The organism is Vogesella sp. LIG4, assembly GCF_900090205.1.
GTDB lineage: Bacteria > Pseudomonadota > Gammaproteobacteria > Burkholderiales > Chromobacteriaceae > Vogesella.
Genome location: NZ_LT607802.1, coordinates 633,518 through 656,730 on the forward strand (window position 1 = coordinate 633,518; position 23,213 = coordinate 656,730).

Genomic DNA, 23,213 nt, shown 5'->3' on the forward strand with positions numbered 1-23,213 from the left:
TGATTAGCCGCCGACGTGGACAGAGCGGTAGTTACCATCGTCGGGGTAGAACCCCAGGAATTTGAGTCGGGTCTTGCCGGTGCGCACGCCAGGGTAGAAGAACACCGTGGGCACATGGAATTTGCCTTGCAACTTGCCTTCGATCACACCGATACGTGTGTAGGGATGCAGCGCCTCAAGATCGGTGACCAGCAAAATGGCCTTCGGCTTGCCTTCAAGCTCAGCCAGCTTGGCTTCGATGCGTGCCTGCAACGCGCCATTACTGATGGCATTGGCGAGCGACGCATTGGTCTTGTCCCAAGCCAGCGGCGCTTTCTGATCGGCTGCGAGCCAGATCTTGCGAAGCGGTGCTTTCTCGATAATGTCTGCAACATGCTCGGCGATCGAAAAGGTTTCGACTTCCCAGCCTTCGTTGCGCAAGCGGTGCATCCACGCGGGTGTTTCGCGTTTCACATTGAGGATCTGATTCGGCGGGAAAACCAAGTAGAAAATAGGCTCGAAGCTGGCATGGCCAAACTCGCGCCCCTGCTTGATTCGCTCCATCAACTCATTGAAATCAGCTTTGAGCGATGACATCGATCAGTTCCTCCATGCTTTTATAGGTCCACCCGATATGCACGACATCGGAGGCGGCCTGGAATATGAGCAGGCCTTGTAATGACAAACGTTTCAGTTGGTCTCGGACGTCGGAACGTTCCAGCCCGAAGAGATCCCAGTCGGAGCTTGAAACAATTTGGTTGTCGCCTAGACCACTGAACTTCAAGTCGTAGGCCAAGTAGGCGGCGACCTTTGGCAAGATGCGATACACCGAAATCGAGCGCTGGTTGCGGCCTGTGGTGGTGAGCAATCCATAGTCGGCGCAGCATCCCATCAAATACGATGAGATGCGCTTGATCGTGGTCTCAGACCATGGCTTTTGCGTTTTTCCTTCGCGCACGCTGTTGGCAACGAAAATGCGTGCGTCTTCCAGTTGAAGGTCATTTCGCCCGGCTGCATAGCGAGCCCAGTAAACCTCTCGGACAAAGTCTGCCAACACAAGATTGGCGCGCGTCGTATAGATAAAGAGCAGCTGATTGAGCTCGGCGGTCGTGAAACGATCAACCAGGGACTTGAGGCGCGCGGCAACCTGCGGGTCGCGCATGAAGCGTGGGGCAAAGCACTCGGCAACAATATTACGTAGGCGTCTTGCCGTTACCAAAGGGAAGCGACCCGAAGCCAGCGCCGCCTCATAGAGCTGTGACGCACTCATACCAGGCTGATAAACCTGGAGCAGTTGCCTTGTTTCTTCTAGGAGACCCAGCCCGGCTTGTAGCTGAGTGGTGTAGTAGCGCTGCTGACTCACTCAACCTCCCGAACGTAGGGGAACGTCTGAATTCCGGAGGTGAAGGCGGCACAATAAAAGCCCGCGGCACGTTGTAGTTCGGCTTTGAAGTCTTGACTCATCTGCCCCATCGAAACGGGACCCGGCGATTTGAATTCCGCTTTTCCCGCCAGTTCAGCCAGGCGCGCCAGCGCCAAATCACGATTCGCCAATCTGGCTTGCACTGTTTGAACAAACGCGGCGTCGTTAAGCGCATCGGCCGATGCTTGCTCAAGTCCGATGGGCAAGCGGAAGAGATGGTAGATACGACCAACACCAATGGCTTCGTCATGGACCTTTGCCGCCGCTGCCGTTGCCCCTTGGTATTGGGCCAGGAACAAAGAGCGATTGAATATCGGTGCCAAAAAAGCAGTGGCTGTGGCGCTAAAGAACTCGCTGCCCCACCAATTGGCTTGGCTTTTCTCTCCCAGGTAGCCTACTAGCACTCTAAGTTCAGCAATTGTTTTTGCAGCAGAATTCATCCAATTGTCCTAAATCTCAAGATTGTCTACATTGGAATTGGGCTTGGCTCCAATGGATGTAACATCACTCATGCCTATAGATCCGTAGCCAGGCGCCAACTGCGCACTTTCTGTGCCTTCAAGCACAGAGTAATTTTTAAGCCACAGCCTAAATTGATGCCCGCGCATTGAGTGATTCGCTGAAACGTCGACATTCCAGCGCTGAAGAATGTACCCGGCAAGAGCCGCACGAACAGACAGCGTTAAGCGATCCCCTTGCATCTGGTAATCCATCTGAACAATTTCAGTCTGTCCCTGACATGGATGTGCAACTAGCTCGAGTGCTAGCACTTTGTTCCATTGAACATCTTCAGCAGGGGCTTCATGCTTTTCTGGCCTGTCATTAAGCAGTGAGAATGATTTAATACGAGTTATTACAAAGTCCCTGAAGTCTCCTCGCAATCTGTCGTATGCGCGTACATGTAAGCGGAGGCCACTATCAACTAATGCATGTGGGGCGATCACACGCTCCAGTTCACCACTGCTGGTGCTATGGTAGTGCACCCGCAGACAGCGCTGCTGGTGAATGGCACGACTAACGGCGGCAAGGATCGGCATCGCCGGGCGGTTGAGCAAGGCGGGGGAATCACCCGGTAGCAAGGGACAGCCGAGGGTTTCGATGCTGTAGGGCTCACCCTGCATCAGTGCGGCCATGACCTGCTCCAGCCGGTGCTCGAACAGCGGCACAAACCCTGGGAGGATCTGGTAAGCCTTGCTGGAAGGGTCTAGTTCCAGATTGGCCGGTGCCAACTGGCGGTACAGTGCGATATCGCGGGTGACCACTGCCGGCGCGCAGTCAAACCGAGCCATCATGTCGGCTCGGCGCACCTCACCCAGAAAGTACAGACAGAACTCCAGAAAGCTCAGGCGTTGGCGCTGGTTATAGGTGAGCCGGTACAGCTCGTCAGGCGATTGGGGCATGGGTCACACAGCAAGTTTCAATACATGCGCATGATGCCACAGACAACAAATAACATCATCTTTTTGATTACAATATACCGATGCACTGTGTGCATAGCGTAATCCAAGCAGCCCACAACCACACATTGGTGATCAACGATTGCCAGCAATTCACCGCCAGATTCACCTGTCTTGGCGTCAAGTAATGTCACCGATACACCGCCTCAGTTGCAACGCTGTATCAGCTCTGCTTGGTGCACTTCAGCTCTACTAACTTGGCAATGCTGGCACGACTATCCAGGAGAAAAGTCTCTCTGACTACACCTTATTTCAAGCCGCCTACTTGTCCAACGCCACTATGCGAACGATACCGTCAAACTCGCCCAATACATCGGGGCAGCGCCTCGTCAAATAGCGCAAAATGGCTTCGTTGGCCATGAGCTTGGCGAGATAACCCTTGGCCAACACTAGGTTGAGAATGTCCTGGCCATAAGTCTGCTCGGCCAGCTTGAACTGCTCTTGGAGATTCCCCATTTCCCGTTCCATCTTGGCCATCTGATCGGCGCTGACGCCGGTCATTTTCTTGGGCTTGGTCTCACCGACTAGCAGGTTGCCGGGGGTCGCTGCGACCAAAGCCTGTGCGTAGGCCACAGTGATGTTGTTGGCACTGACCATCAGTTCGACGCATTCGACCTGCCGTGTTGGTTTGAGCTTGCGCAATACCGCACCAAGGTTGGCCGAGAAGGTTTGGTCACGCAGCAGCTCCGCCGCCTCCGGACAAATACCATCGAGTAGGTTCAGTTTTTTGATGATGTGGCTGATGTCCACGTCCAAAGCCTTCGCGAGCTTTTCAGGAGAAACGCCACGCTCGACGGCACGGCGGATCATCAGGTGTTCCTGAATACTGGAGAGACGATTGATCCGATTGTTGTAGGTGTAGCTTTCATCATCCTTGGCCACGAGGCATGGAGCCTTATCGAAGCCCAATTGTTTCAACGCCACCAGTCGCGTGTGGCCATCCAGCAGGATGTGCTGCCCCTCGCGATCAGCCTTTCCCACCGACAAGGGTTCGATCAAGCCGACCGCTTCAATAGATGCGGTGATCTGTTTAAATTTCCGGGAGGCAAACAGCCCGTCCGGTATTTTGCGCGATGGCAAAACCACCGAGAGTGAGAGAATCAATGGTTCCAGAACAAAGCCCAACGCAGCTTGGCTCATGTTCCGCCTCCTCGTGACCAGACCCTATCTGCCAAATACTGCGGCAGCGTATCCAGCCCCTCAGCACGCAGCAGGTTGGTGAAATTTTCGTCTGTAAGCAACTGTCGCAGCGCACCAACGATGAACAGCAGATTGCGTTGAGCAGTTTCAGCCTTTCTGACAAGCAGCTTCTGCCGCTCGACTTCACGCTGGTAGTTGCGCACAAGGCTCGATGTGGTTACGTCCGCATTAGGTTTGCGTGATGGCATTTTGCCGCCGACAGCCCTACCTTGTGTGCGGCGACGCTCGATGACCCGCCGTGCCTGGATCAGTTGACTGCCGCGCAACTTGCCGGATTCATAGGCCTCCTGCAGGGCAGCCTGGATCGCCCTATCATCCGAGCCCGCGCCAGCAATGGTGATCGCCGCATTGAGCGGGATGCGTCCACTGCCAACCGCAATTAACAGGCGCTCTTCACCATTCTGGAGCAGGTACAGGATAGCGTGGACATACTCCGGGCTCAGGCCCGTCTTCAGGGCGATGTCCTTCTTGTCGTAGCCCTGATCCCTCAGTTGCTCGATACCAACCAGCAGCTCCAGAGGACTGAATTTGCGCCGTGCAATGTTTTCCGTCAGGCTCATGATGAAAGCCGACTCATCGTCGACGTTCACCACCATCGCCGGAATTTCCTGGTGGCCAAGCGTCTTGAAAGCCCTGAAACGCCCCTCACCACAGATAAGCAGGTAATACTCACCTGCACTGCCTGGACGCGGCGTCACAATGATGGGTTTTTTCAGACCGATGCTCTGGATGTTGCCAACGATCTGCTCAAAAACACGGTTGTTGCGTTCGCGCGGATTGAGAACCTCGATCCGGTTCAACGGGATCATCCGCAACTCCGCATGCCTATGTTCTTTTCCCTGACTCATGCGGTCCTCCGTATGCGAATGCGCCGGGCCATACCGTACAGGTAGTCCAGGCTGTCGAAGCGGTAACACTCGAACTCGATGCCATTGTGGTCTGCCAGATGAATGCGGGGTTGGCCGAAGTCCAGTCGAGGCAAGAGGTAGTAATCCAGCGCAGTCTGATTGCCGTCGTCCAGACGCACTGCCACCGTGATGTCGGGCGCAAGGCTGGTGTCGAAGCGCACTTTCCAACGGCGTCGTCCGTTGTCGAGTAATTGGCAACGTGCCAACACCAGCGAGACGGTGAACTCATGGTTGACGGTGAGGAGATCGTTTGCCGGATCACGTTCGACCATGCCTCCGACTTCGGAGATCATTCGTTCGGTCTGCCCGACGATTTCCGGATGCAGTCGACGTAGAAACTGATTCACCTCCAGATACTGGTAGTCTCGATCCGGAGTGAAGCCGACAGTCTTGTACGCGCGGATCAGGCTGCCGAAACGATGCGCGTAGGCCGCCGACGAGGGCATCCCTTCAGCCTCGTCGATGATCAGGCCCGATAGATAGCCGTGGCGCTGGTACAGGTTTCGCAGCTTTTCGATGAGCTCCTCGTCGCTGTAACGGTGTGACCGTGCGCGCAGGATGCCTTGTGCGGTGTAGAAGAGCTCCGGCGCCACGATCCCTTCGAAGGCGCCTTCCTTCTTGATCCACATTTCTGGGCTGTTGACCACCCGATGCTTCTTGAGTTTGAAGGAGCGCCTGTTGTAAACGTTGTTGCCGATGTATTTTTCGTTGGACAACACCTCGCGAATGGTCGCCCGCGTCCAGGCCCGCCCAAGATCTGTGCGGATATTTTGCTTGTTGAGCCGTTCGGCAATCTCCAACTCAGCCAGGTTGCCGGTGACGAACCAGCGGTATATCTGGTTGACGGTGGCGACCTCATCATCCGGCCCCGGCTGCAGGATGACACGGTCGGTTTGCAGGCTCTTGTGTTCACCACGAGCCAGTTCACCTTTGAGCGTGCCAGCCTGATCGATCAGTACACGTCGCAAACCATAGCCAGCAGGCCCACCTTGCCGAAAGCCCAACTCGATCAGGCGGCACTGCCCGGCAAAGACCTTCGCCGACAACTCCCGGCTGTATTCTCCAGCCATCGCACGCTTGACGCCCTTGACGATGGTGGAAACGGGCGAGCCGTCGTTCTCGAACTGCTCGGCACAGTAAGCGACCTGGATTCCAGCACGGCGGCAGATGTATTCGTAATAGGCGCTTTCATCGGCATCCTGAAACCGCCCCCAGCGGCTGACGTCGTAGACCAAGATGATCTCGAAATCTGCCGTGCCTGCCTCGACATCCTTGAGCAACTGCTGCAGGGCCTGACGTCCATCAATGCGCAGGCCACTCTTACCCTCGTCGGCATAAGTGCGAACGATCTCGATGTTGCGTCGGGCTGCGTACTCGTTGATCTTGTCTGCTTGGTTTTCCGTCGAGTATTGCTGATGCTCGGTGGACATGCGCACATACTGTGCTGCTCGATATGCCGGTGCCTGACCAGCCCCTTCCAATGAGAATTGTTCTACTTGCATAGACCTGATCTCTCATGTTGTAGGCAATTGCTCTCGGGTCCGCCTTTCCCCTGATTAACCTTGCTACGCCTGACGTGATGCCGGTCAGGGCAAACGTGGATTAATTTGTTGCCATCCAGGATGATCGAAAGCCCACTTAAAATTGAACTTACCCAACGGCTAGTCGAGTGACCATCACGTCCTATCTTTGCAAGCGTCCTTTTTGCACAAACAACCGATACACATGGGAGTGATTTCAACAAGCACTCGCCCATCCGGATCGGCAACCGTCCCCGGTATAAGCGAGATTTGGTAAAGGCCAGGCAACAGTCCAAGTGGCGCTGACGCATCCATCTTTGCAAGATCCGCTTCCCGCCCTAGTGCATCTCTCCCCCGTTGACGAGCCCTGTTGCGTTCCACGTATTCCGGATTGATGTCGCGGTAGTGGCGCCAGTAGTCCGGGTGCCGTTCAAGCCATGCACGCTGGCTGCGTAGCTGATTTTCCCGGTAGTCTGGATCGGTCTGCATTTTGTCCCGTTGCCAGCGCTGTCGACGTGCCTGCTGACAAACACGGGAAGAGCAGTAAGACTGATTGGGCACTTGGGGACGGGACTCAAAGGCGTGGCCACAGCACGCACAAATCTTTGTTGCCATCAGTTGTCTCCATACGAAAAGTCATATGAAAAACTGACTGACAGCAGAATGTCGCGCCTGGCTCTCCAATCTTGCCCCCCTCGACGAGCAGGAAGCCGGCGGTTACTGGGCACCGTGACGGGGTCTGTTCGACTCTGACAATTGGCAGCGCACTGGTGCACGGGCACAGAACAATCACGCCAGGTCCTACCCGACGCTTGCTGGCTCGTGTGTGCGACCGGCAACCAGTTTCTGGATGATAGACGGCTCCTGCGACCCCAGCTTCACCGGGATCAGCCCTCGCGGATCACCGACCAGATCAGCGCATAGGGCAGTTTTATATTGCCTGAACTAGGCAGCATGAGCGTGCCGCGGCGTCAGTGCCAGCTTAAGATCAAGTGCGTTGAATACCGCCAGCAGCGTGGTCAGCGTTGGATTGCCGCGTGGCGACAGCGCTCGGTACAGTGCCTCACGGCGCATGCCGGTTTGCTCGGCAAGTTGGGTCATCCCACCGTGTGCTTCAGTGAGTTGACGAAGTGCCAGTAGTAGCGCTTCACGGCCGCCAGGCTCCTCCGCTTCATCCAGTGCCGCAGCCAGGTAGGCGCTGGCAAAATCCGGGGCGTCGCGCAGTTCTTGAATCAGCTTGTCGTGATGGCTGACAGAGACATGGTGTGTCATGCGTTGCTTGTCATCTGATGGAGTAGGAAGAGATGGCTGCTAGCATGAGTGTGAACAGCACCAAAACTCACGACTTAGCTGCGAATCAGCACCTCTGCTGGGATATGCAGGCCATCGTGCAATCGGCGGATCATGGCGAGACTGAGTGGCCGTTTCCGATTCAATACCTCGTATACGCGGTTGCGGTTTCCCAGGTACGCCTGCATGTCGGCGATGGTCAACCCCCCCTGCTCCATGCGGAATTTGATGGCTTCGATTGGGTCAGGCAAATCAATCGGGAAGTGCTTAGCCTCATAGGCCTCGGCCAGCGTTGCCAGTACATCCAGCCGCTCTCCCTCAGGAGATTCCAGCGCCGGATCGAGATCGACCAAGGCAGAGATTTCTTTGAGTACCGCCTGATAGTCCGCTTCTGACCGGATTGGACGAATTTCCATGATTACTCCATTTCCACTGTGGCAGCATCGATAGCGTCGTACTGCGCATGGGTGCCGATAAATTTGATGTACACGATGCCCACGCGATAGGCGATGGCCACGATCAAGCGATAGTCATTGCCCTTGATGTTGAACACCACCCGGTTATTTTTGATGAAGCTCGCGCTACGGTAGCGGTCCTTGATGTCCTGCGGACTCGACCAAGTCGCCTTATTGGCTTCATCCACCCATGCTTTTAGCGGCTGTTCCGCGTTAGGGTGCTGTTCCCAGAACAACTTGAGGGTACGCGTGGCAATGATTTTCATGAGCGCATAGTAGTCCCAAATTGGGATCAAAACAAGTTAGCCATCATTGCCACCAATAACGTTCATAGGTCTGGCAATGGCGGACGAAAGAAGTAGTACAGCGCAAGCGGTCACCTAGCAGCACGCCGATACACCCTAGTCACCATCCTGTTTACGACATGGCACGCCAGCAATAATCAGCGGATGTGCCGCACTCCCCATCGATAGCAGCAGACTGTGACACTTCCAGCGCATGGTCGTCAGGCTGATGACACCACAACCACTGCTCAGGTCCATCTGCCGGTAACGGTTGTAATTGACGTAGCGTCCCTGTCCTTCCGTAATGATGTTGGCCCAGTAGCGGCCAACCTCGTCGCCACACTGGATATCACGCCGTACCTGCTCACCGTCAAAGAGCAGTACACACTGGATACGGTACTGGCCCTCTTCCTGGATCGGTGGCGTCCTGATGAGCCCCAGGCAATGTGCAAAGACCCCCTGCTGCCAACGAGCCTCCAAGCGCAGATGCGTCAAACATGCATCGACTTGCTCTCTCGTCGCCATCCCCTCTACCAGCAAATCCAGACGGAGACAGGCTACCTTGCTTGTTCCTCTCTCACGCAATACATCAATAAAGCCCATTGCAGCCAGCAGTGAATCACTTAATGCAAGGATTCCCGCTTCTTTCAGTTCAGCCAAGTCCATTTCATGTTCTTTCTCAGCAGAATCTCATCTTTAGTCAAAGGCGAAATTATTTGAATAGCCAAAGGTACGTATATGGCTGACATCAAAGCCGAGTGCGGCCCCATCACGTTGCATAGCAGCACGTATCAGCAGATCTTCCTTGGCTAGGTACGGGATGACATAGTGCTGCAGATTGGCTAGCTTTTCAGCATCGTTGACATGCACCTTACCAATACCGTTATAACGGTAATCATCTTTATACCGGTTGCAGTTGTGATAACAGCCCTTCCCTTGGGTAATCGTGTTCACCCAGTAATTACCGATCAGATCGCCATAGGTAATGTCCTGTTGTACCGCCCTGCCATTGAAAATAAAAAGGCAATGCAGGTGATAACCACAATCCATCGTCCATTCCAATCCCCATATCCAGCCTAAGCAATGCTGAAAAATAGAGGACTTACTCCGACGGTTATTCCATAACCGGGCACGATACGCATGAATGTCAAAGATGGATGTCTGCTGTTGATATTCCTCACGCATCAAGAAATCTACACGTACGATCATCAGCTGCCTGTAGAGCTGCTGCAGTTGATGAATCAAGCCGTTTGCTCCTAGTACGAGTGGACTAGGTAGCACTGCGGTGCTCATGGCATGCATGGTCTTTTCCTCTGGTGGAGATGTCCTCATGAGATTGTGGTCAGTGATAAAAAATGTTGTTACCCTCTACGGATTTCGATTACCCAGCTGTCAGTGCTTGCTACTCCACTGCATCCGGTTTAGCTACCTTTGTCAAAATAGCCTCCCTCTCGCTCTACTTAATCGATTGCAGAGAAGATATTGGCACTACACAGTTTGTAGGTAAGGATTTAATTGATCAGGTTGATAGCGATAATGATCCTTTACTGAGTAAGGCTTGAGTATATCTATTTGGATGGATAGCGTTATCAGCCAGTTAGCACTGATTGATACAACAATTTCCCTTATTGATTAGAAAGACAGTTAGATCAATCTCCAGTATCAAATACTGTTAGATACTAAGATTGAATAATGATAATAAACAATACCCTACGCTACCCTCGCACAATACAGGTTAATCCTAAGCAGAATGCCAGGCATAAAGCCAGAAATGGCATACAGCCCCACTGTTATATGGCATATCGGACATACGGAGTTATTTCCGTTGCCTTACAGAAAGCACGTAACACAGACGATTTTATTTACCATGCTAGGGACCGTCAAACCAGAAATTGGCGCACAGAACGGGCATGGAGTCCAAATCAACGTATTTAATCTATGAATCGCCTTTAATCGCGGTGTGTGTTTTTTGTCACTCGTCGCGTTAAACCCCATGGCAGTAAGCTTGGCGCTAGCTAAGAGCTACAGAGCACTCAGGAAGCCACCACATGCATAACTCTGAAATAGAGGGTCCCTAGTGCATCTGAAGCAGCAGCATGAAACATCGCTTAATGGAGGGCCCCACCAACCAGCCTCTGGTCAAAGTGGCTAGGGACAGCCACGAATCAGCAGCACCAACCAATGGCCCAACCTGATGCAGACAGCGTCGATCCCCCAGCGCTACTTGCGCCACCTGCTACGAATAGCAATTGCCGCAGAAATAGCTACCGATTGAATCGACCAGTCCGGTATATCCAGTGTGCAAACTACCGACGGATGCAACCACATGGGAGAAACAGATGGTGGCGACAGGGCGCGCGCAGCTCACGCAAATATCGGGCAAGCCGGGGGCGGACGGCTGAAACCCATATGAGCAGCTAGGTACTGCTTCCCACCAGTAGTCCTGCGGAGTACGCTAATTGAATATCCATTCTTGCTGGCAAGGAGAAGAACCTGATTGATTCCTGACCAAATTGGGATTAGAGACGGACCTATCGACCCTCCCTCCCACACTCCCCGGCATGTGCTCATGCCCAAACCAGCCCAAGATGAGAAAGGGCCACATCACGAAGATATGGCCCACAAACGCACCTCGGTTCTTGCAATTGGTGCAGGTATTTTTACTGCCTGAAAGACGTTTTTTTCATGCGGTACTGGTTAATGGCAACTTCGAGCGCATACTGATCAGCAGGAAGCGATGGAAACAGGTCGAGGAACTGCATCTTCCCCTGGTACAGGAAATGCCAACCAACCCGCCCCTGTTGCTGCAGCACCTGCAATGCCTCCTCTAACCGTTGCTTGTTACGCAGTGCACTAGGCGCATGCTTGAGCACATCGTTTTTCATCACGTAGCGTGGCGTACGGGTTTGGCTGAAATTGTGCAACCAAGCGCACAGCAGATTGGCGTCGACGAATGGCTGGGGCAATTCAGCCGGCTTGGCAAAGACAAGGCGATACTCATCCGCATGCCAATAGATCAACCGAGTAGCGCGCTGCAACATGTCCAGGCTGATGACATAGCTATCATTCACCACAATTTCCATGATGGCAGCCAACTTGGCCACATGCCTGCCTGCCTTGGCAGCAAAGTCTTTGATATGCTCGGCAGCACCGCCCGGCATTTGCTGTTGTTCAATGTATTGGCGCACCCCCACGTAAGCCTCCGCAGCCTCAGGACTGAACACCACAACTTTCTTCTGCCTGATAGGTTCACCATCGGGAGCAATGCCCTGTTGCAGCAGTGATGTTACCCGTTCGTGCAACGCGGCAAGGAATTGTGGATCAACATCAACTGGCTGAACGTTGCGCGTCCCAGGTAGCACAAGTGGTTTGCATACCAGCATCCGAGCCATGAAACCGATATCAAGAGCATCATCACCCGTACGCTTGAAGTACTTTTCGAGCTGTCCTGGCTGCAGGGCAAGCACTGCGGTCAACCGAGGATGCTGCACAATAATGGGGTCGGGCTCCCCTTTGCGTTCCATGCTGACCTTTGCGCCATCCAGCATGGAATTTAGCAAAGCCAGCACTTGTGTCACGCGCCCATTGAGGATTGCAGAAGCTTCGTCACTAACCAACGCCGCATTTTGCCAGTAGTTGGCCAGCCCATTCACCAATGCCTCAATCGTTGGGTTCGCATAAGTCAAAATTGGGTGCCGTGGTTTTTTCGGCTTAGCCTGCTGGTGCGCAAGCAAACGATTTTGCACGTCAGTAAGATCAAGCGATTTCGCTACTGCTTTACGCAATGCCTTCTCATACTCAGCGTTAGTTAGCTGCCAAATTTTCAGTTCGGCTTCATAGCTCTTCAGCGCCCCCGCATATTTCAGCTGTAGCGCATTTTCAAACTCAACAACCGCTTTACGCAGCATGTTAAGTGCAGGTGTCTTACCTCCACCACTTTCAACGATTGCCAACACAGCAAGCGACAAGGAACACAATGGACCAGATGGAATCTGAACATTAGCCACACCCTGCACTGCCTCTGCCATCAGACTCAAGGCAAAAGTTCCGATCATAGGCAAAGGAGATTGTGTGTAGCAATGTACTGCATATACTGCATTCTGAACCAAAGCAGGCAATGCGTCATATGGGTATTCTCCTGTCGGCATAGGAGAAGGCGACTGCGTAATCAATGGTATGCTTGAAGGCATAACTGGCGAAAAAATAGCCGGAAGCGAATGCATATTCATGTTCACTTCTCCCCCAGCAATTTGACGACTTGTTCATAAGGCCAAGCGAGCCGACCATTTGGCAACTTGATTGGGGTCGCACCAAAATATGAGCCAGTTTGAGAGTAACGCTTTCGAATAGATTGCGCACGCAGCGTCAAGAAGTTGGCCAACTCTTCGGTGCTCCACAGCTTCTTTACCGCAGATTGCTGATTATTGAATTGCATAATGATGTACTCGCCGATTCTTGTTGAAGAAAATCGCGACTGCCACTGCCGACATCACCGCTGTCATTTGTTGCCGTGATGTGTGTGGCGTCGCTGGAGTGCAGATTAGGGACGGCTCGTCGACGCGGATATTCCTGCGTCGTTCAGCGTCGGGTGCCGTCGTCGAGCGTCGTTCCGTAACGTTTGTCAACGCGCTAGGCATGACGTACAGGCGTACAAACACCGTAAATGCACTGCACGCGGCAGCCACGCAGTACCGGCGAACGGCATGCCAATCAGGCAAGGTGTGAGTAGAAGAGAGAGGAAGCGGAGGCGCCTGGCCGTGGCCATTAGGCACGGATCAGCGTAAGGGTTGGCACGAGATATACGCCACGCGTCCGACGCGACATACGTCGTACAAGGGGTAGGCCGGAGATATAGCCGACTGCGCGTAGGAAGAATGGCACAGGTAGTAATCGTACGATCACTACCCACGAGCCCAATGGGAAGACTTACAAATTATGCTTTTTTTTGAAGCGTCGAATTCGCGCCCCCAGAGAATCCATGTTAATCCCGCGCTTGGTGAAATTGCCATCGGTATAATTGATTTTTTTATTGTCATTGTCTAAGCCGGTAAATGGGGACCGCTCTTCCAGCGCCCACTCCTTCAACTTATCAAAGATCACGGCTGGTTGATAACTTCCGGTTTCCTCAATGGCTTCACGGATACGCACACTAAGAATATCTACTTTTTCCATTTCAAAGCGTACGGTAGTTTTTTTCGTAGCAATGCCGCCATCCACACCACTCGCAGCACTGAGACCCGCAAGGTCTCCGGCTATCTGCGCTTGTTTATATGGCAGCGAACAATCACCTTGTGCGCCATTCGATAGCGGCATATCAGACTGCAAATTCGCAATGAGTATCTGATTCGTTTGAAGTAACTTATTGATCAACTCATGGTCAACACCAGGCTGTTGCAATGAATCATCGCAAACGGTTTCACTCCCCAAAATGTACAGCGGAGGATCATCCACCTCTACACCTACAAGAGGGTTCATCATTTTTCGCACAGCAAAAAACTCATCCAGCTGCTGACGCGAAAAGCCAACATCACTTAGAAAACGAATATTTTCGCTATTTTTACTTGGCAAAAGCGGATCTGGAAATGGTTTCTCACCAAGCCTCGCTAGTCGATACGCATCGTCAAAATTTTTTGCAACATCTCCTAAAGTAGAAATTATTTTAGCCATTACTGCATCACTAATCAAAGCTTGCCCTGAACTCCTAGTGTCGTAACAACGTATATTCCCTTGTGCATTATGAAATAATGCGTGCAATTTGGATGCAGCCTCCGATCGGCAGAAGTACAGCGCGAACTGCTTGCGGCTCAGACCGTTCAGAAAACGATTAATACCTACATTGAACTTGTCGCCCTCTTCGCTGTTAAACACATGCGTGTTGGCTTGCAGAGCTTGCATGGCGCCTTCCCATCCAGTCGGAAGAGCGATTTGCTTTGCCACCGCGTTCAACACCTGCAAAGCTGAGATAAAGGTTTCCATATTGTCCTGTGACACTAACTGATCGGAGGTGAACAAGTTACGCTGTCAGACAGATAGTACTGGCTGACGGTCCAGGGCAAAAGTTGGCGGAAGCACCATCCGACTGCGGAATGCCATCAATTTGTCGAGCACGAAGCAGGGGCACATGACGTTCAACCACTAGGCTTGAGCATACTGACGCAAAGCGCTCGACCAATGAGCCATGGCACACGTAACTTTTAGGGAGATTCTGTCCACATGCTTCGTTTACAGCAAGTCCCATAGAGGAATCCAAACAAGGGCATAGACATGAAGTGGTCAGGCCAGTCAGATCGGTCAGGGACTCGCAACACGAAATCTCAGACCAATCCATTGGAGGGGGGCCGAAGATAAAGAAGTGCAGCGGAATCGGCACAGAACAAGACGGGAGGGGGAGTGTAACCCGGCATTGCGTTGATCCAGCTGGAGTGACGCTGACCAAATTCGCTTACATAGCGGTTACACGGCAGCAGAAAAGCAAAAGGCCAATCTCGAAAGATTGGCCTAAGTGCTTGATATATTTGGTTGCGGGGGCAGGATTCGAACCTACGACCTTCGGGTTATGAGCCCGACGAGCTACCAGACTGCTCCACCCCGCGTCAGAGAGAACACATCATAGCCAACCATCAGTTTGGCGTCAAGCGTTTTATGTGGACCAATCCACAAAATTCCAATGCCATGTTGCCAGAATCACCAAGCCGAAAGCGATACGGTACCAGGCGAACACCTCGAAACTGTGTTTGCCGACAAAGCTGACCAGGGTACGCACTGCCAGCAGGGCACTGAGAAAGGCCGCCACGAAGCCGATGGCAAACATCGGCAGCTCTGCCAGCGACAGCAGGTCGCGATGCTTGTAGAGGTCGTACACCGTGGCGGCAAACATGGTGGGCACCGCCAGAAAGAACGAGAACTCGGCGGCCACCTTGCGATCCAGCCCGAAGAACATGCCGCCGATGATGGTGGCCCCGGAGCGCGAGGTGCCGGGAATCATCGCCAGCACCTGTGCGCAGCCGATCTTCAGCGCATCGCGCCAGGCAATGGCATCGACATCATGCACCGTTACCACGTGCCGGCGCCGCTCGGCATACAGAATCACCAGCCCGCCGACAATCAGCGCCGCCGCCACGCTGACGGGGTTGAACAGGTAGTGCTTGATCTGCTTGATGAACAGCAGGCCGATCACCGCCGCCGGCAGGAAGGCCAGCAACAGGTTGGCCGCAAAGCGCTGCGCGCCGGCATCGCTGCCCAGCCCCTTCGCCACCGCCAGGAAACGTTCGCGATACAACACCAGCACCGCCAGGATGGCGCCGAACTGGATCGCGATCTCGAATACCTTGCCGGCATTCTGAAAGCCGATCAGGTCGCCCACCACGATCAGATGGCCGGTACTGGATACCGGCAGAAACTCGGTGAGGCCCTCGACAATGCCCAGCAGCAATGCCTGGGCAAGCAGCAGTGTGTCCATATCCGCTCCATAAAAATTCAGGCCGCACTTGGCGGCCTGAACAACAACGGGCTGGCAGCGCTTACTTGCCGCTGCGCGCTTTCACGATCAGCTCATCCACCACCTTCAGCAACTGCGCCGGCTCGGCAGCCACGGTAGCGTACTTGCCGGCCACCACGATGGTGGGCGTGCCCTGGATGGCGTAGTCGCGGGTGATCTGGGTGGAGCGGGCCACCTGCGCGTTCACGCCAAACGACTTGTACGCCTGCATGAACGCCTTGGTGTTCACGCCCGGCTGGGTCGCCAGCCACTTGGTGGTAGCGGCTTCGTCAGTCAGATCCACGTGCTGCTGCACCATGGCGGTAATGGCCGGGCCGTGCAGGCGCTCCAGTGTGTTGGTTACCTTGAAGGTGGCGAACAGGCGTGCCAGCGGTTCCATCTGCTTGCCCCACACGATCTGCTCGCGGCGGAAGCTCACATCCTTGGCCAGTTTCTTGGACCACGGCGTAATGAAGGGCTCAAGGTGGAAACAGTGAACGCAGTGGTAGGAGAAGAACTCGATCACCTCTACCTTGCCCGGCGTGCTAACCGGCTGCGGGGTAGCCAGTACGACATAATCCTTGCCTTCCACAATGGCGGCATTGGCCAGACCACTCACCATCATCAGCACTGCAAACAGCCATTTCTTCATGGTTTTCTTTCGTTACCTTACTTTACAGGGAGTTTCACGATGGAGACTTCGATGCCTTCCTGCCGCAAGCGGGCACGCATGGCATCCATATCTTCCTGGCGCTCGAACGGCCCGATGCGCACACGGTGCAGCAGGCCCTTGTCCGCCATGTTCAGCGATTGAATCTTGGCTTCCACCCCCATCAGGGCGAGGCGTGCCTTCATATTGTCAGCATCGCTTTCCGACTGGAAAGCCCCGGCCTGCAGGAAAAAGCGCTGGCTGGCCGCATTGGAGCCGGAAGCCGTGTCCGCAGTTCCCTTGTCGGTGCTGGGCACCGCTTCCTGTTGCCCCGGCAGGATCTTGTAGAAGTCGAAACGCTGGCCATCGACATCCGCCGGCGCCTGGGTGGTCTTGCCAGCCGTGGCCGGTTTGCCGTTGACGGCGGGGGCCGAGGCAGGCTGCGGGTTGGCCGCGGGGCTTGCAGGGTTGGTTGCTGGCTTGGCCGGTGGGGTGGCGGTTGACAGCTTGGCGCCCGGCTCCAGCAGCTCGGCCTCGGGCACTGAAGCCGTCTGCTTGCCCTGCAGGCGCTCCATATTGGTGAACGGCGTCGCCGAGCGGCTCAGGTACATCGACACGCCGATGGCAATGCCCACGCCGACGATCAGGCCCACCAGGATGCCTGCCATCATGCCGCCACCGCCGCCCTTGCGGGAACCGGTAGAACTGCGGCTGCTGCGCGTATTTTTATGATCTTTATTACTCATGAGACCCACTGATTCGAGCCACTGCGACTCTGTCATTCATTACTGCCGAACCCGGCCAGCCCGCGGCGGAATTGCACCGCCTGCAGCAGGTGTGTCCGACTCAGCACGTTTTCTTACTGCAAATCCGCCAGGGTACGCGCCACCCGCAATACGCGGTGGTACGCCCTGGCAGACAATGCCAGTTTTTCCAGCAACAGGTTGAGATTATCGCGTTCCCCCTGCGACAACGCACATACCTCGTCCAGCTCGGCCACGCTCAAGCCGGCATTCGGCTTGCCCTGGCGCTGCCACTGCCGTTCGCGGGCACGGTGTACCCGCTGGCGGACATCGGCGCTGCGCTCCCCTGCCGGCAGCTGCTGCAACTCCGCCAGTGGCAAACTGCCCACCTCCACCATTAAATCAAAACGATCCAGCAATGGGCCAGATATTTTAGCGCGATATCGCAGCACTTGTTCAGGCGTGCAGCGGCAAGGCTTGCGGGGATGCCCCAGATAACCACACGGGCAGGGATTCATGGCGGCGAGCAACTGGAAGCGCGCCGGAAACGTCACCTGCCGTGCGGCGCGAGAGATATGGATTTCCCCGGTCTCCAGTGGTTCCCGTAATACCTCCAGCACTTTGCGGTCGAACTCCGGCAATTCGTCCAGAAACAGCACGCCGTGATGCGCCAGGGTGATTTCCCCCGGGCGGGGGTCGGAACCGCCACCCACCAGGGCGACAGCGGAAGCGGTGTGGTGCGGATGACGAAACGGGCGCCGCCCCCAGTTGGCCGCATCGAAACCGGCCACCGTCAGCGACAACGCCGCGGCGCTTTGCAGCGCTTCCTCGGTTGCCATGGCTGGCAGCAAGCCCGGCAGGCGCGCCGCCAGCATGGATTTGCCGGTGCCGGGCGGCCCCTGCATCAGCAGGCTATGCCCGCCAGCGGCGGCAATCTCCAGTGCCAGCTTGGCGGCGCCCTGACCACGCACATCGCTCAGGTCAGGATAATCGGTCATTAGCGCACCGGCGGCCTGCTCGGCGTTACAGCGCGACAACGCTGCCAGGCCGGCCAGGTGGGCGCAGACTTCCGACAAGGTGCTTGCACCGTAGATTTCCACCCCCGGCACCAGTGCCGCTTCCTGCGCACTGGATGCCGGCAGAATGAACTTGCGCCCGCTGCCTCTGGCCGCCGCCACCATGGCCAGCGCGCCACGGATGGGGCGCAGTTCGCCACTCAGCGCCAGCTCACCAGCGAATTCGTAAGCGGGCAGCTGCTCCGCCGGTACCTGCCCGGCGGCAGCCAGCAGGGCGATGGCGATCGGCAGGTCGAAACGGCCGGATTCCTTGGGTAAATCGGCCGGCGCCAGGTTCACCGTGATCCGGCGTGCCGGAAACTCAAAACCGGATTGCTGCAAGGCGGCACGTACCCGCTCGCGGCTTTCCTTTACCTCGATATCCGGCAGCCCCACCAGGGTGAATGCCGGCAGGCCGTTGGCCAGATGCGCTTCGACCGCCACCTCCAGCGCTTGCACACCGGCCAGCGCCCGGCTGAGGCAGACGGCGAAGCTCATGCTCAGTCGTGCTGGGCCGGGTCGTTGTCTGCAGCGGCCTCAACGGCAGGTGCCGGGTTGAGCTGCGCTTCCAGTTGCGCCAGACGGGACTCCATGGCGGTCAGCTGGGCACGGGTCTGTGCCAGCACTTCCTGCTGGATATCGAATTCCTCGCGGGTTACCAGATCCATGCGGCTGAAAGTGGCTGCCATCATGGCCTTGATGTTCTTTTCCAGGTCCTTGGCCGGGCTGGCGGCGATGGTTTCGCTGATCTTGTTGCTGATTTCGTCAAACAGTTTCTGGCTGAACATGGCGCGACCTTGACTTTGTCATGATGATGGTCTTTGAGTTTAGCAAAAACCCCTTCCGACTGCACAAACCACCCATGCACCATTCCGGCGCAGCGCGGGCCACCGGCTTGGTGCATCGGCTTCGCAAAAGCCAGCAGCTTGCACCAAAAAACACTAGCCAATTGAAAATTAAAGAAAATTCAAACTGGCACGGTTCGTGCATTGGCTGACCTGTCTCTCCAACCATGCGCCATCAGGCATCTATCTCAAGGAGTCGCCATGAAACTGGTCAGTGCCATTATCAAGCCGTTCAAGCTTGACGAAGTGCGGGAAGCGCTTTCCGCCATCGGTGTTCAAGGGATTACCGTTACCGAGGTGAAAGGCTTTGGTCGTCAAAAGGGTCATACCGAGCTCTATCGCGGCGCCGAATACGTGGTGGACTTTCTGCCCAAGGTAAAGCTTGAAATCGCCATTGCCAACGAGCTGCTGGACCAGGTGGTGGAAGCCATCGAAAGCGCAGCCCGCACCGGCAAGATCGGCGACGGCAAGATTTTCGTCTTCGATGTGGAACAGGTGGTCCGCATCCGTACCGGTGAAACCGGTGCCGATGCCGTCTGAGCGCCAACAATAACAATGCGATAGAGAGGGAACCGAACATGAAAAAGCAATTGCTTGCCGCCGCCAGCCTGCCCTGGCTGCTGACCGCACTGCCGGCACTGGCCGACAATACCGCCCCGACCCTGGTTGCGGCCAACACCATCAGCGCCGGCGACACCGCCTGGATGCTGACTTCCACCGCGCTGGTGCTGTTCATGACCATTCCGGGCCTGGCGCTGTTCTACGGCGGCATGGTACGCAAGAAGAACGTGCTGGCCACGCTGATGCAAAGCTTCGCCATCTGTGCCGCCATCACCGTACTGTGGGCCGTGGTGGGCTACAGCCTGACCTTCATGCCCGGCAACAGCCTGATCGGTGGTCTGGATCGCCTGTTCCTTGATGGCATGCTGTACCTGAAGGATGCCGGCAAGCTGACCGTGCACCCGCTGGCGACGACCATCCCGGAAGGGGTGTTCATGATGTTCCAGATGACCTTCGCCATCATCACCCCGGCACTGATCGCCGGTGCCTTTGCCGAACGCATGAAGTTCTCCTCCATGCTGGTATTCATGGTGCTGTGGTCGCTGGCGGTGTATGTGCCGGTAGCCCACTGGGTATGGGCACCGGGCGGCTGGATGGGCGACAAGGGCGTGCTGGACTTCGCCGGCGGTACCGTGGTGCACATCAACGCCGGTGTGGCAGGCCTGATCTGCGCCCTGGTGCTGGGCAAGCGCGTGGGCTTCGGCAAGGAAGCGATGCCGCCGCACAACCTGGTGCTGACCCTGATCGGCGGCTCCATGCTGTGGGTGGGCTGGTTCGGCTTCAACGCCGGCTCTGCCGCCGCTGCTGACGGCCGTGCCGCCATGGCCATGGTAACCACCCAGGTAGCTACCGGTATTGCCGCGCTGGGCTGGATGGCTGCGGAATGGATCGCCAAGGGCAAACCGTCCGTACTCGGCATCGTGTCCGGTGCCGTAGCCGGCCTGGTGGCCATCACCCCGGCTGCCGGTTTCGTCGATCCGAAGGGCGCGCTGGCCATCGGCCTGATCGCCGGTGTGGTGTGCTACTGGAGCGCCACCAGCCTCAAGCACATGCTGGGCTATGACGATTCGCTGGATGCCTTCGGCGTACACGGCGTGGGCGGTATCATCGGCGCACTGCTGACCGGCGTGTTCGCAGTCAAGAACATCGGCGGCGTGGAAGGCAGCCTGTCCACCCAGGCACTCGGTGTCGGCGTTACCGCGGTGTACTGCGCCACCGTCACTTTCGTGCTGCTGAAGGCCGTAGACGCCATCATGGGTCTGCGTGTCAGCGAGGAAGAAGAACGCGAAGGCCTGGACGTGGTGCTGCACGGCGAACGCATCGAGTAAACCTGCCTTGCGGCCAACTACAGGTTGGCCGCAGCAAAACAAAACCCCCGCGATGCGGGGGTTTTGTTTTGCTGCGGGACGTCAGCGCCGGCCAGGAAAGGTAATCACCTTTGCGCCCTTGCTCTCTTCCACCGGCTCGGCCGCCACAGGTGCGACAGCCTCTGCCGGACGCGCCGGCGGCTCTGCACGCTTGGGCAGCGCTTCCAGTTCGAAGCCCATGCCCTCGCCGGATTCACGGGCAAAGATCGACAGCACATTACCTATCGGAATCCAGATCTCGCGCGACACCCCGCCGAAGCGGGCAGAAAACGACAGCCACTCGTTGTCGATCTGCAGCCCCTGGGTGGCGCCATAGCCGACGTTCAGCACGATTTCGTTATTTTTCACATACTCCATCGGTACCTGCACGTTTTCGTCGACCCACACCACGATATAGGGCGTCTGCCCCTGGTCGGTACACCACTGGTGAAGGGCGCGGATGAGATACGGTCTGGTGCTGACAGTCATGGCCGCTCCTTACTTGCGCATGGCCTTCTCGGCCGGGGTCAGCGAGTCGATGAAGGACTGGCGCTGGAACAGGCGCTCGGCATACTTCAGGATCGGTGCGGCATTCTTGCCCAGGTCGATGCTGTAGTGCTCCAGGCGCCACATCAGCGGGGCGATGGCCACATCGATCATGGAGAACTCTTCACCCAGCATGAACTTCTGCTTGGAGAAGATCGGCGCGATGGTTACCAGGCCGTCGCGGATGGCATCGCGCGCCTTGCTGGCTTCCTTGCCGGTAGCGCCGGCTTCCATCGTCTTCACGTGCGCAAACAGTTCCTGCTCGAAGCGGAACAGGAACAGGCGGGCACGGGCGCGCATCACCGGGTCGGCAGGCATCAGCTGCGGGTGCGGGAAACGCTCATCGATGTATTCGTTGATGATGTTGGATTCGTGCAGGATCAGGTCGCGCTCCACCAGCACCGGTACCTCGTTGTACGGGTTCATCACGGCGAGGTCTTCCGGCTTGTTCAGCACGTCCACATCGATAATCTCGAAATCCATGCCTTTTTCGTACAACACGATGCGGCAACGCTGGCTGAACGGGCAAGTGGTTCCGGAATAAAGAGTCATCATGGCGAACGGATTTCCTTCTTTTGGCGACAATTGATGAAATAACAGGCAATTTTAGCACTTTTGCCGTGGCAATAGCCAATAAAATTGCATAAGTCAATGATTATAAAAAGAAAAAGCGGAGCAATCGCTCCGCTTTGTACCGGCCTGCAACAGCAGGTTTAGTGCACGTCTTCCCAGTAGGCTTTCTTCAGGAAGTAGGCAAACGGCAACAGCAACAGCAACAGGTACATCAGTACCACGTAACCCACCTGCTGACGTTTTACCTGTGCCGGCTCGGACACATACACCAGGAAGTTGGTCAGGTCGGCCATGCGCTTGTCGAACTCGACAGTGTTGGCCTTGCCGTTTTCCAGCTTGGTCAGGGTACCGGCCTTCACCAGTTCCAGCTTGTGCTCTTCCTGGCCATCGGCGCCCTTCTCGGTTTTCAGCACCTGCTCGCCCTGCCACTGCCACAGGATGTGCGGCATGCCCACCTTGTCGAACACCATGTTGTTCCAGCCGGTCGGACGGGTGTCGTCACGGTAGAAGCCACGCAGGTAGCCGTACAGGTAGTCGGCGCCGCGGGAGCGGGCGATGATGGACAGGTCCGGCGGTGTTGCACCGAACCAGGCCTTGGCGTCCTTCTTGTCCATCGCCACGTTCATCTGGTCACCGATCTTGTCGGTAGCGAACATCAGGTTGTTCTTGATCTGCTCTTCGGACAGCCCGATGTCGGTCAGACGGTTGTAGCGCATGGCGCTGGCCGAGTGGCAGGACAGACAGTAGTTGACGAAAATCTGCGCACCACGTTGCAGGCTTTCGGTGTCCTGCACGTTGATCGGCGCCTTCTCCAGGGCCGGGCCTTCCGATGCCATGGCAGCGGAAACCGGCAGCAAGAGGGCAGCGGCAGCAATCAGTTGACGGATAGTCTTGTTCATTTT

General features: G+C 55.9%; 24 protein-coding genes and 1 tRNA gene. 2 read left to right on the forward strand and 23 right to left on the reverse strand.

Going from position 1 to position 23,213, the window contains the following annotated elements; translation table 11 throughout:
• Positions 1 to 3 precede the first annotated feature (3 nt).
• The 20 genes from PSELUDRAFT_RS02910 to PSELUDRAFT_RS03015 all read right to left on the reverse strand — a co-directional run bounded on the left by PSELUDRAFT_RS02910 (position 4) and on the right by PSELUDRAFT_RS03015 (position 19,228).
• Positions 4 to 576, reverse strand: coding sequence for a BREX protein BrxB domain-containing protein (locus PSELUDRAFT_RS02910; RefSeq protein WP_013692224.1), 573 nt, complete (start codon positions 574 to 576; stop codon positions 4 to 6).
• The gene (locus PSELUDRAFT_RS02915) at positions 557 to 1,342 is read right to left on the reverse strand and encodes a DUF1819 family protein (RefSeq protein ID WP_088965423.1); all 786 of its coding nucleotides are present in this window, start codon (positions 1,340 to 1,342) and stop codon (positions 557 to 559) included. Before PSELUDRAFT_RS02915 ends, PSELUDRAFT_RS02910 begins: the two co-directional genes overlap by 20 nt.
• Complete coding sequence (locus PSELUDRAFT_RS02920) at positions 1,339 to 1,842, reverse strand: BrxE family protein (protein ID WP_088965424.1); 504 nt, start codon at positions 1,840 to 1,842, stop codon at positions 1,339 to 1,341. The genes PSELUDRAFT_RS02915 and PSELUDRAFT_RS02920 overlap by 4 nt, the downstream gene beginning before the upstream one ends.
• A 9-nt stretch (positions 1,843 to 1,851) precedes the next feature.
• A complete protein-coding gene (locus PSELUDRAFT_RS02925) occupies positions 1,852 to 2,802 on the reverse strand; it encodes a YafY family protein (protein ID WP_088965425.1) in 951 nt (316 codons plus the stop codon).
• Between the two features lie 318 nt (positions 2,803 to 3,120).
• Positions 3,121 to 3,999, reverse strand: coding sequence for a plasmid partitioning protein RepB C-terminal domain-containing protein (locus PSELUDRAFT_RS02930; RefSeq protein WP_088965426.1), 879 nt, complete (start codon positions 3,997 to 3,999; stop codon positions 3,121 to 3,123).
• On the reverse strand, positions 3,996 to 4,907 hold the full coding sequence (locus PSELUDRAFT_RS02935; RefSeq protein ID WP_088965427.1) for a ParB/RepB/Spo0J family partition protein: 912 nt from the start codon (positions 4,905 to 4,907) through the stop codon (positions 3,996 to 3,998). Before PSELUDRAFT_RS02935 ends, PSELUDRAFT_RS02930 begins: the two co-directional genes overlap by 4 nt.
• On the reverse strand, positions 4,904 to 6,469 hold the full coding sequence (locus PSELUDRAFT_RS02940; RefSeq protein WP_088965428.1) for a recombinase family protein: 1,566 nt from the start codon (positions 6,467 to 6,469) through the stop codon (positions 4,904 to 4,906). The genes PSELUDRAFT_RS02935 and PSELUDRAFT_RS02940 overlap by 4 nt, the downstream gene beginning before the upstream one ends.
• Positions 6,470 to 7,432: 963 nt before the next feature.
• The gene (locus PSELUDRAFT_RS02950; protein WP_088965430.1) at positions 7,433 to 7,759 is read right to left on the reverse strand and encodes an addiction module antidote protein; all 327 of its coding nucleotides are present in this window, start codon (positions 7,757 to 7,759) and stop codon (positions 7,433 to 7,435) included.
• 74 nt (positions 7,760 to 7,833) lie between these two features.
• Entirely contained in the window at positions 7,834 to 8,193 is a 360-nt protein-coding gene (locus PSELUDRAFT_RS02955; RefSeq protein WP_088965431.1) for a type II toxin-antitoxin system HigA family antitoxin, read from the reverse strand.
• Positions 8,194 to 8,195: 2 nt separating this feature from the next.
• Positions 8,196 to 8,498 carry a type II toxin-antitoxin system HigB family toxin gene (locus PSELUDRAFT_RS02960; RefSeq protein WP_088965432.1) on the reverse strand — a complete coding sequence of 101 codons (303 nt, stop codon included), beginning with the start codon at positions 8,496 to 8,498 and terminating at the stop codon, positions 8,196 to 8,198.
• 135 nt (positions 8,499 to 8,633) lie between these two features.
• Positions 8,634 to 9,176 (reverse strand): hypothetical protein, encoded by a 543-nt coding sequence (locus tag PSELUDRAFT_RS02965; RefSeq protein WP_157725006.1) that lies wholly within the window; start codon positions 9,174 to 9,176, stop codon positions 8,634 to 8,636.
• A 36-nt stretch (positions 9,177 to 9,212) separates the two neighbouring features.
• Entirely contained in the window at positions 9,213 to 9,818 is a 606-nt protein-coding gene (locus tag PSELUDRAFT_RS02970; RefSeq protein ID WP_157725007.1) for an inovirus-type Gp2 protein, read from the reverse strand.
• 1,358 nt (positions 9,819 to 11,176) lie between these two features.
• A complete protein-coding gene (locus PSELUDRAFT_RS02975) occupies positions 11,177 to 12,745 on the reverse strand; it encodes a YfjI family protein (protein ID WP_088965435.1) in 1,569 nt (522 codons plus the stop codon).
• A 697-nt stretch (positions 12,746 to 13,442) separates the two neighbouring features.
• Positions 13,443 to 14,492 (reverse strand): hypothetical protein, encoded by a 1,050-nt coding sequence (locus tag PSELUDRAFT_RS19215; protein ID WP_157725008.1) that lies wholly within the window; start codon positions 14,490 to 14,492, stop codon positions 13,443 to 13,445.
• Positions 14,493 to 15,032: 540 nt separating this feature from the next.
• Positions 15,033 to 15,109 (reverse strand) — tRNA-Met (locus PSELUDRAFT_RS02990).
• A gap of 47 nt (positions 15,110 to 15,156) precedes the next feature.
• Positions 15,157 to 15,975: an undecaprenyl-diphosphate phosphatase gene (locus PSELUDRAFT_RS02995; protein ID WP_088965438.1), complete on the reverse strand. Its 819-nt coding sequence runs from the start codon at positions 15,973 to 15,975 to the stop codon at positions 15,157 to 15,159.
• 61 nt (positions 15,976 to 16,036) lie between these two features.
• Complete coding sequence (locus PSELUDRAFT_RS03000) at positions 16,037 to 16,645, reverse strand: thiol:disulfide interchange protein DsbA/DsbL (protein WP_088965439.1); 609 nt, start codon at positions 16,643 to 16,645, stop codon at positions 16,037 to 16,039.
• 17 nt (positions 16,646 to 16,662) lie between these two features.
• Positions 16,663 to 17,388 carry an SPOR domain-containing protein gene (locus PSELUDRAFT_RS03005; protein ID WP_197693930.1) on the reverse strand — a complete coding sequence of 242 codons (726 nt, stop codon included), beginning with the start codon at positions 17,386 to 17,388 and terminating at the stop codon, positions 16,663 to 16,665.
• A gap of 113 nt (positions 17,389 to 17,501) precedes the next feature.
• Positions 17,502 to 18,938 (reverse strand): YifB family Mg chelatase-like AAA ATPase, encoded by a 1,437-nt coding sequence (locus PSELUDRAFT_RS03010; protein ID WP_088965441.1) that lies wholly within the window; start codon positions 18,936 to 18,938, stop codon positions 17,502 to 17,504.
• Between the two features lie 2 nt (positions 18,939 to 18,940).
• Positions 18,941 to 19,228, reverse strand: a complete 288-nt coding sequence (locus tag PSELUDRAFT_RS03015; RefSeq protein ID WP_088965442.1) for an accessory factor UbiK family protein — start codon at positions 19,226 to 19,228, stop codon at positions 18,941 to 18,943.
• A 258-nt stretch (positions 19,229 to 19,486) separates the two neighbouring features.
• On the opposite strand from PSELUDRAFT_RS03015, the gene glnK reads away from it, so the two are divergent.
• Positions 19,487 to 19,825 carry a P-II family nitrogen regulator gene (gene glnK / locus PSELUDRAFT_RS03020; RefSeq protein ID WP_088965443.1) on the forward strand — a complete coding sequence of 113 codons (339 nt, stop codon included), beginning with the start codon at positions 19,487 to 19,489 and terminating at the stop codon, positions 19,823 to 19,825.
• Between the two features lie 38 nt (positions 19,826 to 19,863).
• On the forward strand, positions 19,864 to 21,174 hold the full coding sequence (locus PSELUDRAFT_RS03025; RefSeq protein WP_088965444.1) for an ammonium transporter: 1,311 nt from the start codon (positions 19,864 to 19,866) through the stop codon (positions 21,172 to 21,174).
• An 81-nt stretch (positions 21,175 to 21,255) separates the two neighbouring features.
• Here the strand turns inward: PSELUDRAFT_RS03025 and PSELUDRAFT_RS03030 are convergent, their stop codons facing one another.
• The 3 genes from PSELUDRAFT_RS03030 to PSELUDRAFT_RS03040 form a co-directional block, all read right to left on the reverse strand.
• Positions 21,256 to 21,681, reverse strand: coding sequence for a ClpXP protease specificity-enhancing factor (locus PSELUDRAFT_RS03030; RefSeq protein ID WP_088965445.1), 426 nt, complete (start codon positions 21,679 to 21,681; stop codon positions 21,256 to 21,258).
• A gap of 9 nt (positions 21,682 to 21,690) precedes the next feature.
• The gene (locus tag PSELUDRAFT_RS03035; RefSeq protein ID WP_088965446.1) at positions 21,691 to 22,293 is read right to left on the reverse strand and encodes a glutathione S-transferase N-terminal domain-containing protein; all 603 of its coding nucleotides are present in this window, start codon (positions 22,291 to 22,293) and stop codon (positions 21,691 to 21,693) included.
• A gap of 158 nt (positions 22,294 to 22,451) precedes the next feature.
• Entirely contained in the window at positions 22,452 to 23,210 is a 759-nt protein-coding gene (locus PSELUDRAFT_RS03040; RefSeq protein WP_088965447.1) for a cytochrome c1, read from the reverse strand.
• Between the last annotated feature and the right edge of the window lie 3 nt (positions 23,211 to 23,213).

Excerpts from the sequence above, each read along its gene's own strand:
- PSELUDRAFT_RS03000 (WP_088965439.1), bottom strand. The coding sequence starts at position 16,645 with ATGAAGAAATGGCTGTTTGCAGTGCTGATGATGGTGAGTGGTCTGGCC.
- PSELUDRAFT_RS02930 (WP_088965426.1), bottom strand. The coding sequence starts at position 3,999 with ATGAGCCAAGCTGCGTTGGGCTTTGTTCTGGAACCATTGATTCTCTCA.
- PSELUDRAFT_RS02975 (WP_088965435.1), bottom strand. The coding sequence starts at position 12,745 with ATGAATATGCATTCGCTTCCGGCTATTTTTTCGCCAGTTATGCCTTCA.
- PSELUDRAFT_RS02925 (WP_088965425.1), bottom strand. The coding sequence starts at position 2,802 with ATGCCCCAATCGCCTGACGAGCTGTACCGGCTCACCTATAACCAGCGC.
- PSELUDRAFT_RS02955 (WP_088965431.1), bottom strand. The coding sequence starts at position 8,193 with ATGGAAATTCGTCCAATCCGGTCAGAAGCGGACTATCAGGCGGTACTC.
- PSELUDRAFT_RS02950 (WP_088965430.1), bottom strand. The coding sequence starts at position 7,759 with ATGACACACCATGTCTCTGTCAGCCATCACGACAAGCTGATTCAAGAA.
- PSELUDRAFT_RS02910 (WP_013692224.1), bottom strand. The coding sequence starts at position 576 with ATGTCATCGCTCAAAGCTGATTTCAATGAGTTGATGGAGCGAATCAAG.
- PSELUDRAFT_RS02940 (WP_088965428.1), bottom strand. The coding sequence starts at position 6,469 with ATGCAAGTAGAACAATTCTCATTGGAAGGGGCTGGTCAGGCACCGGCA.
- PSELUDRAFT_RS03010 (WP_088965441.1), bottom strand. The coding sequence starts at position 18,938 with ATGAGCTTCGCCGTCTGCCTCAGCCGGGCGCTGGCCGGTGTGCAAGCG.
- PSELUDRAFT_RS03035 (WP_088965446.1), bottom strand. The coding sequence starts at position 22,293 with ATGATGACTCTTTATTCCGGAACCACTTGCCCGTTCAGCCAGCGTTGC.
- PSELUDRAFT_RS03040 (WP_088965447.1), bottom strand. The coding sequence starts at position 23,210 with ATGAACAAGACTATCCGTCAACTGATTGCTGCCGCTGCCCTCTTGCTG.
- glnK (WP_088965443.1), top strand. The coding sequence starts at position 19,487 with ATGAAACTGGTCAGTGCCATTATCAAGCCGTTCAAGCTTGACGAAGTG.
- PSELUDRAFT_RS03030 (WP_088965445.1), bottom strand. The coding sequence starts at position 21,681 with ATGACTGTCAGCACCAGACCGTATCTCATCCGCGCCCTTCACCAGTGG.
- PSELUDRAFT_RS19215 (WP_157725008.1), bottom strand. The coding sequence starts at position 14,492 with ATGGAAACCTTTATCTCAGCTTTGCAGGTGTTGAACGCGGTGGCAAAG.
- PSELUDRAFT_RS03015 (WP_088965442.1), bottom strand. The coding sequence starts at position 19,228 with ATGTTCAGCCAGAAACTGTTTGACGAAATCAGCAACAAGATCAGCGAA.
- PSELUDRAFT_RS02995 (WP_088965438.1), bottom strand. The coding sequence starts at position 15,975 with ATGGACACACTGCTGCTTGCCCAGGCATTGCTGCTGGGCATTGTCGAG.
- PSELUDRAFT_RS02960 (WP_088965432.1), bottom strand. The coding sequence starts at position 8,498 with ATGAAAATCATTGCCACGCGTACCCTCAAGTTGTTCTGGGAACAGCAC.
- PSELUDRAFT_RS03005 (WP_197693930.1), bottom strand. The coding sequence starts at position 17,388 with ATGAGTAATAAAGATCATAAAAATACGCGCAGCAGCCGCAGTTCTACC.
- PSELUDRAFT_RS02970 (WP_157725007.1), bottom strand. The coding sequence starts at position 9,818 with ATGCATGCCATGAGCACCGCAGTGCTACCTAGTCCACTCGTACTAGGA.
- PSELUDRAFT_RS02920 (WP_088965424.1), bottom strand. The coding sequence starts at position 1,842 with ATGAATTCTGCTGCAAAAACAATTGCTGAACTTAGAGTGCTAGTAGGC.
- PSELUDRAFT_RS03025 (WP_088965444.1), top strand. The coding sequence starts at position 19,864 with ATGAAAAAGCAATTGCTTGCCGCCGCCAGCCTGCCCTGGCTGCTGACC.
- PSELUDRAFT_RS02935 (WP_088965427.1), bottom strand. The coding sequence starts at position 4,907 with ATGAGTCAGGGAAAAGAACATAGGCATGCGGAGTTGCGGATGATCCCG.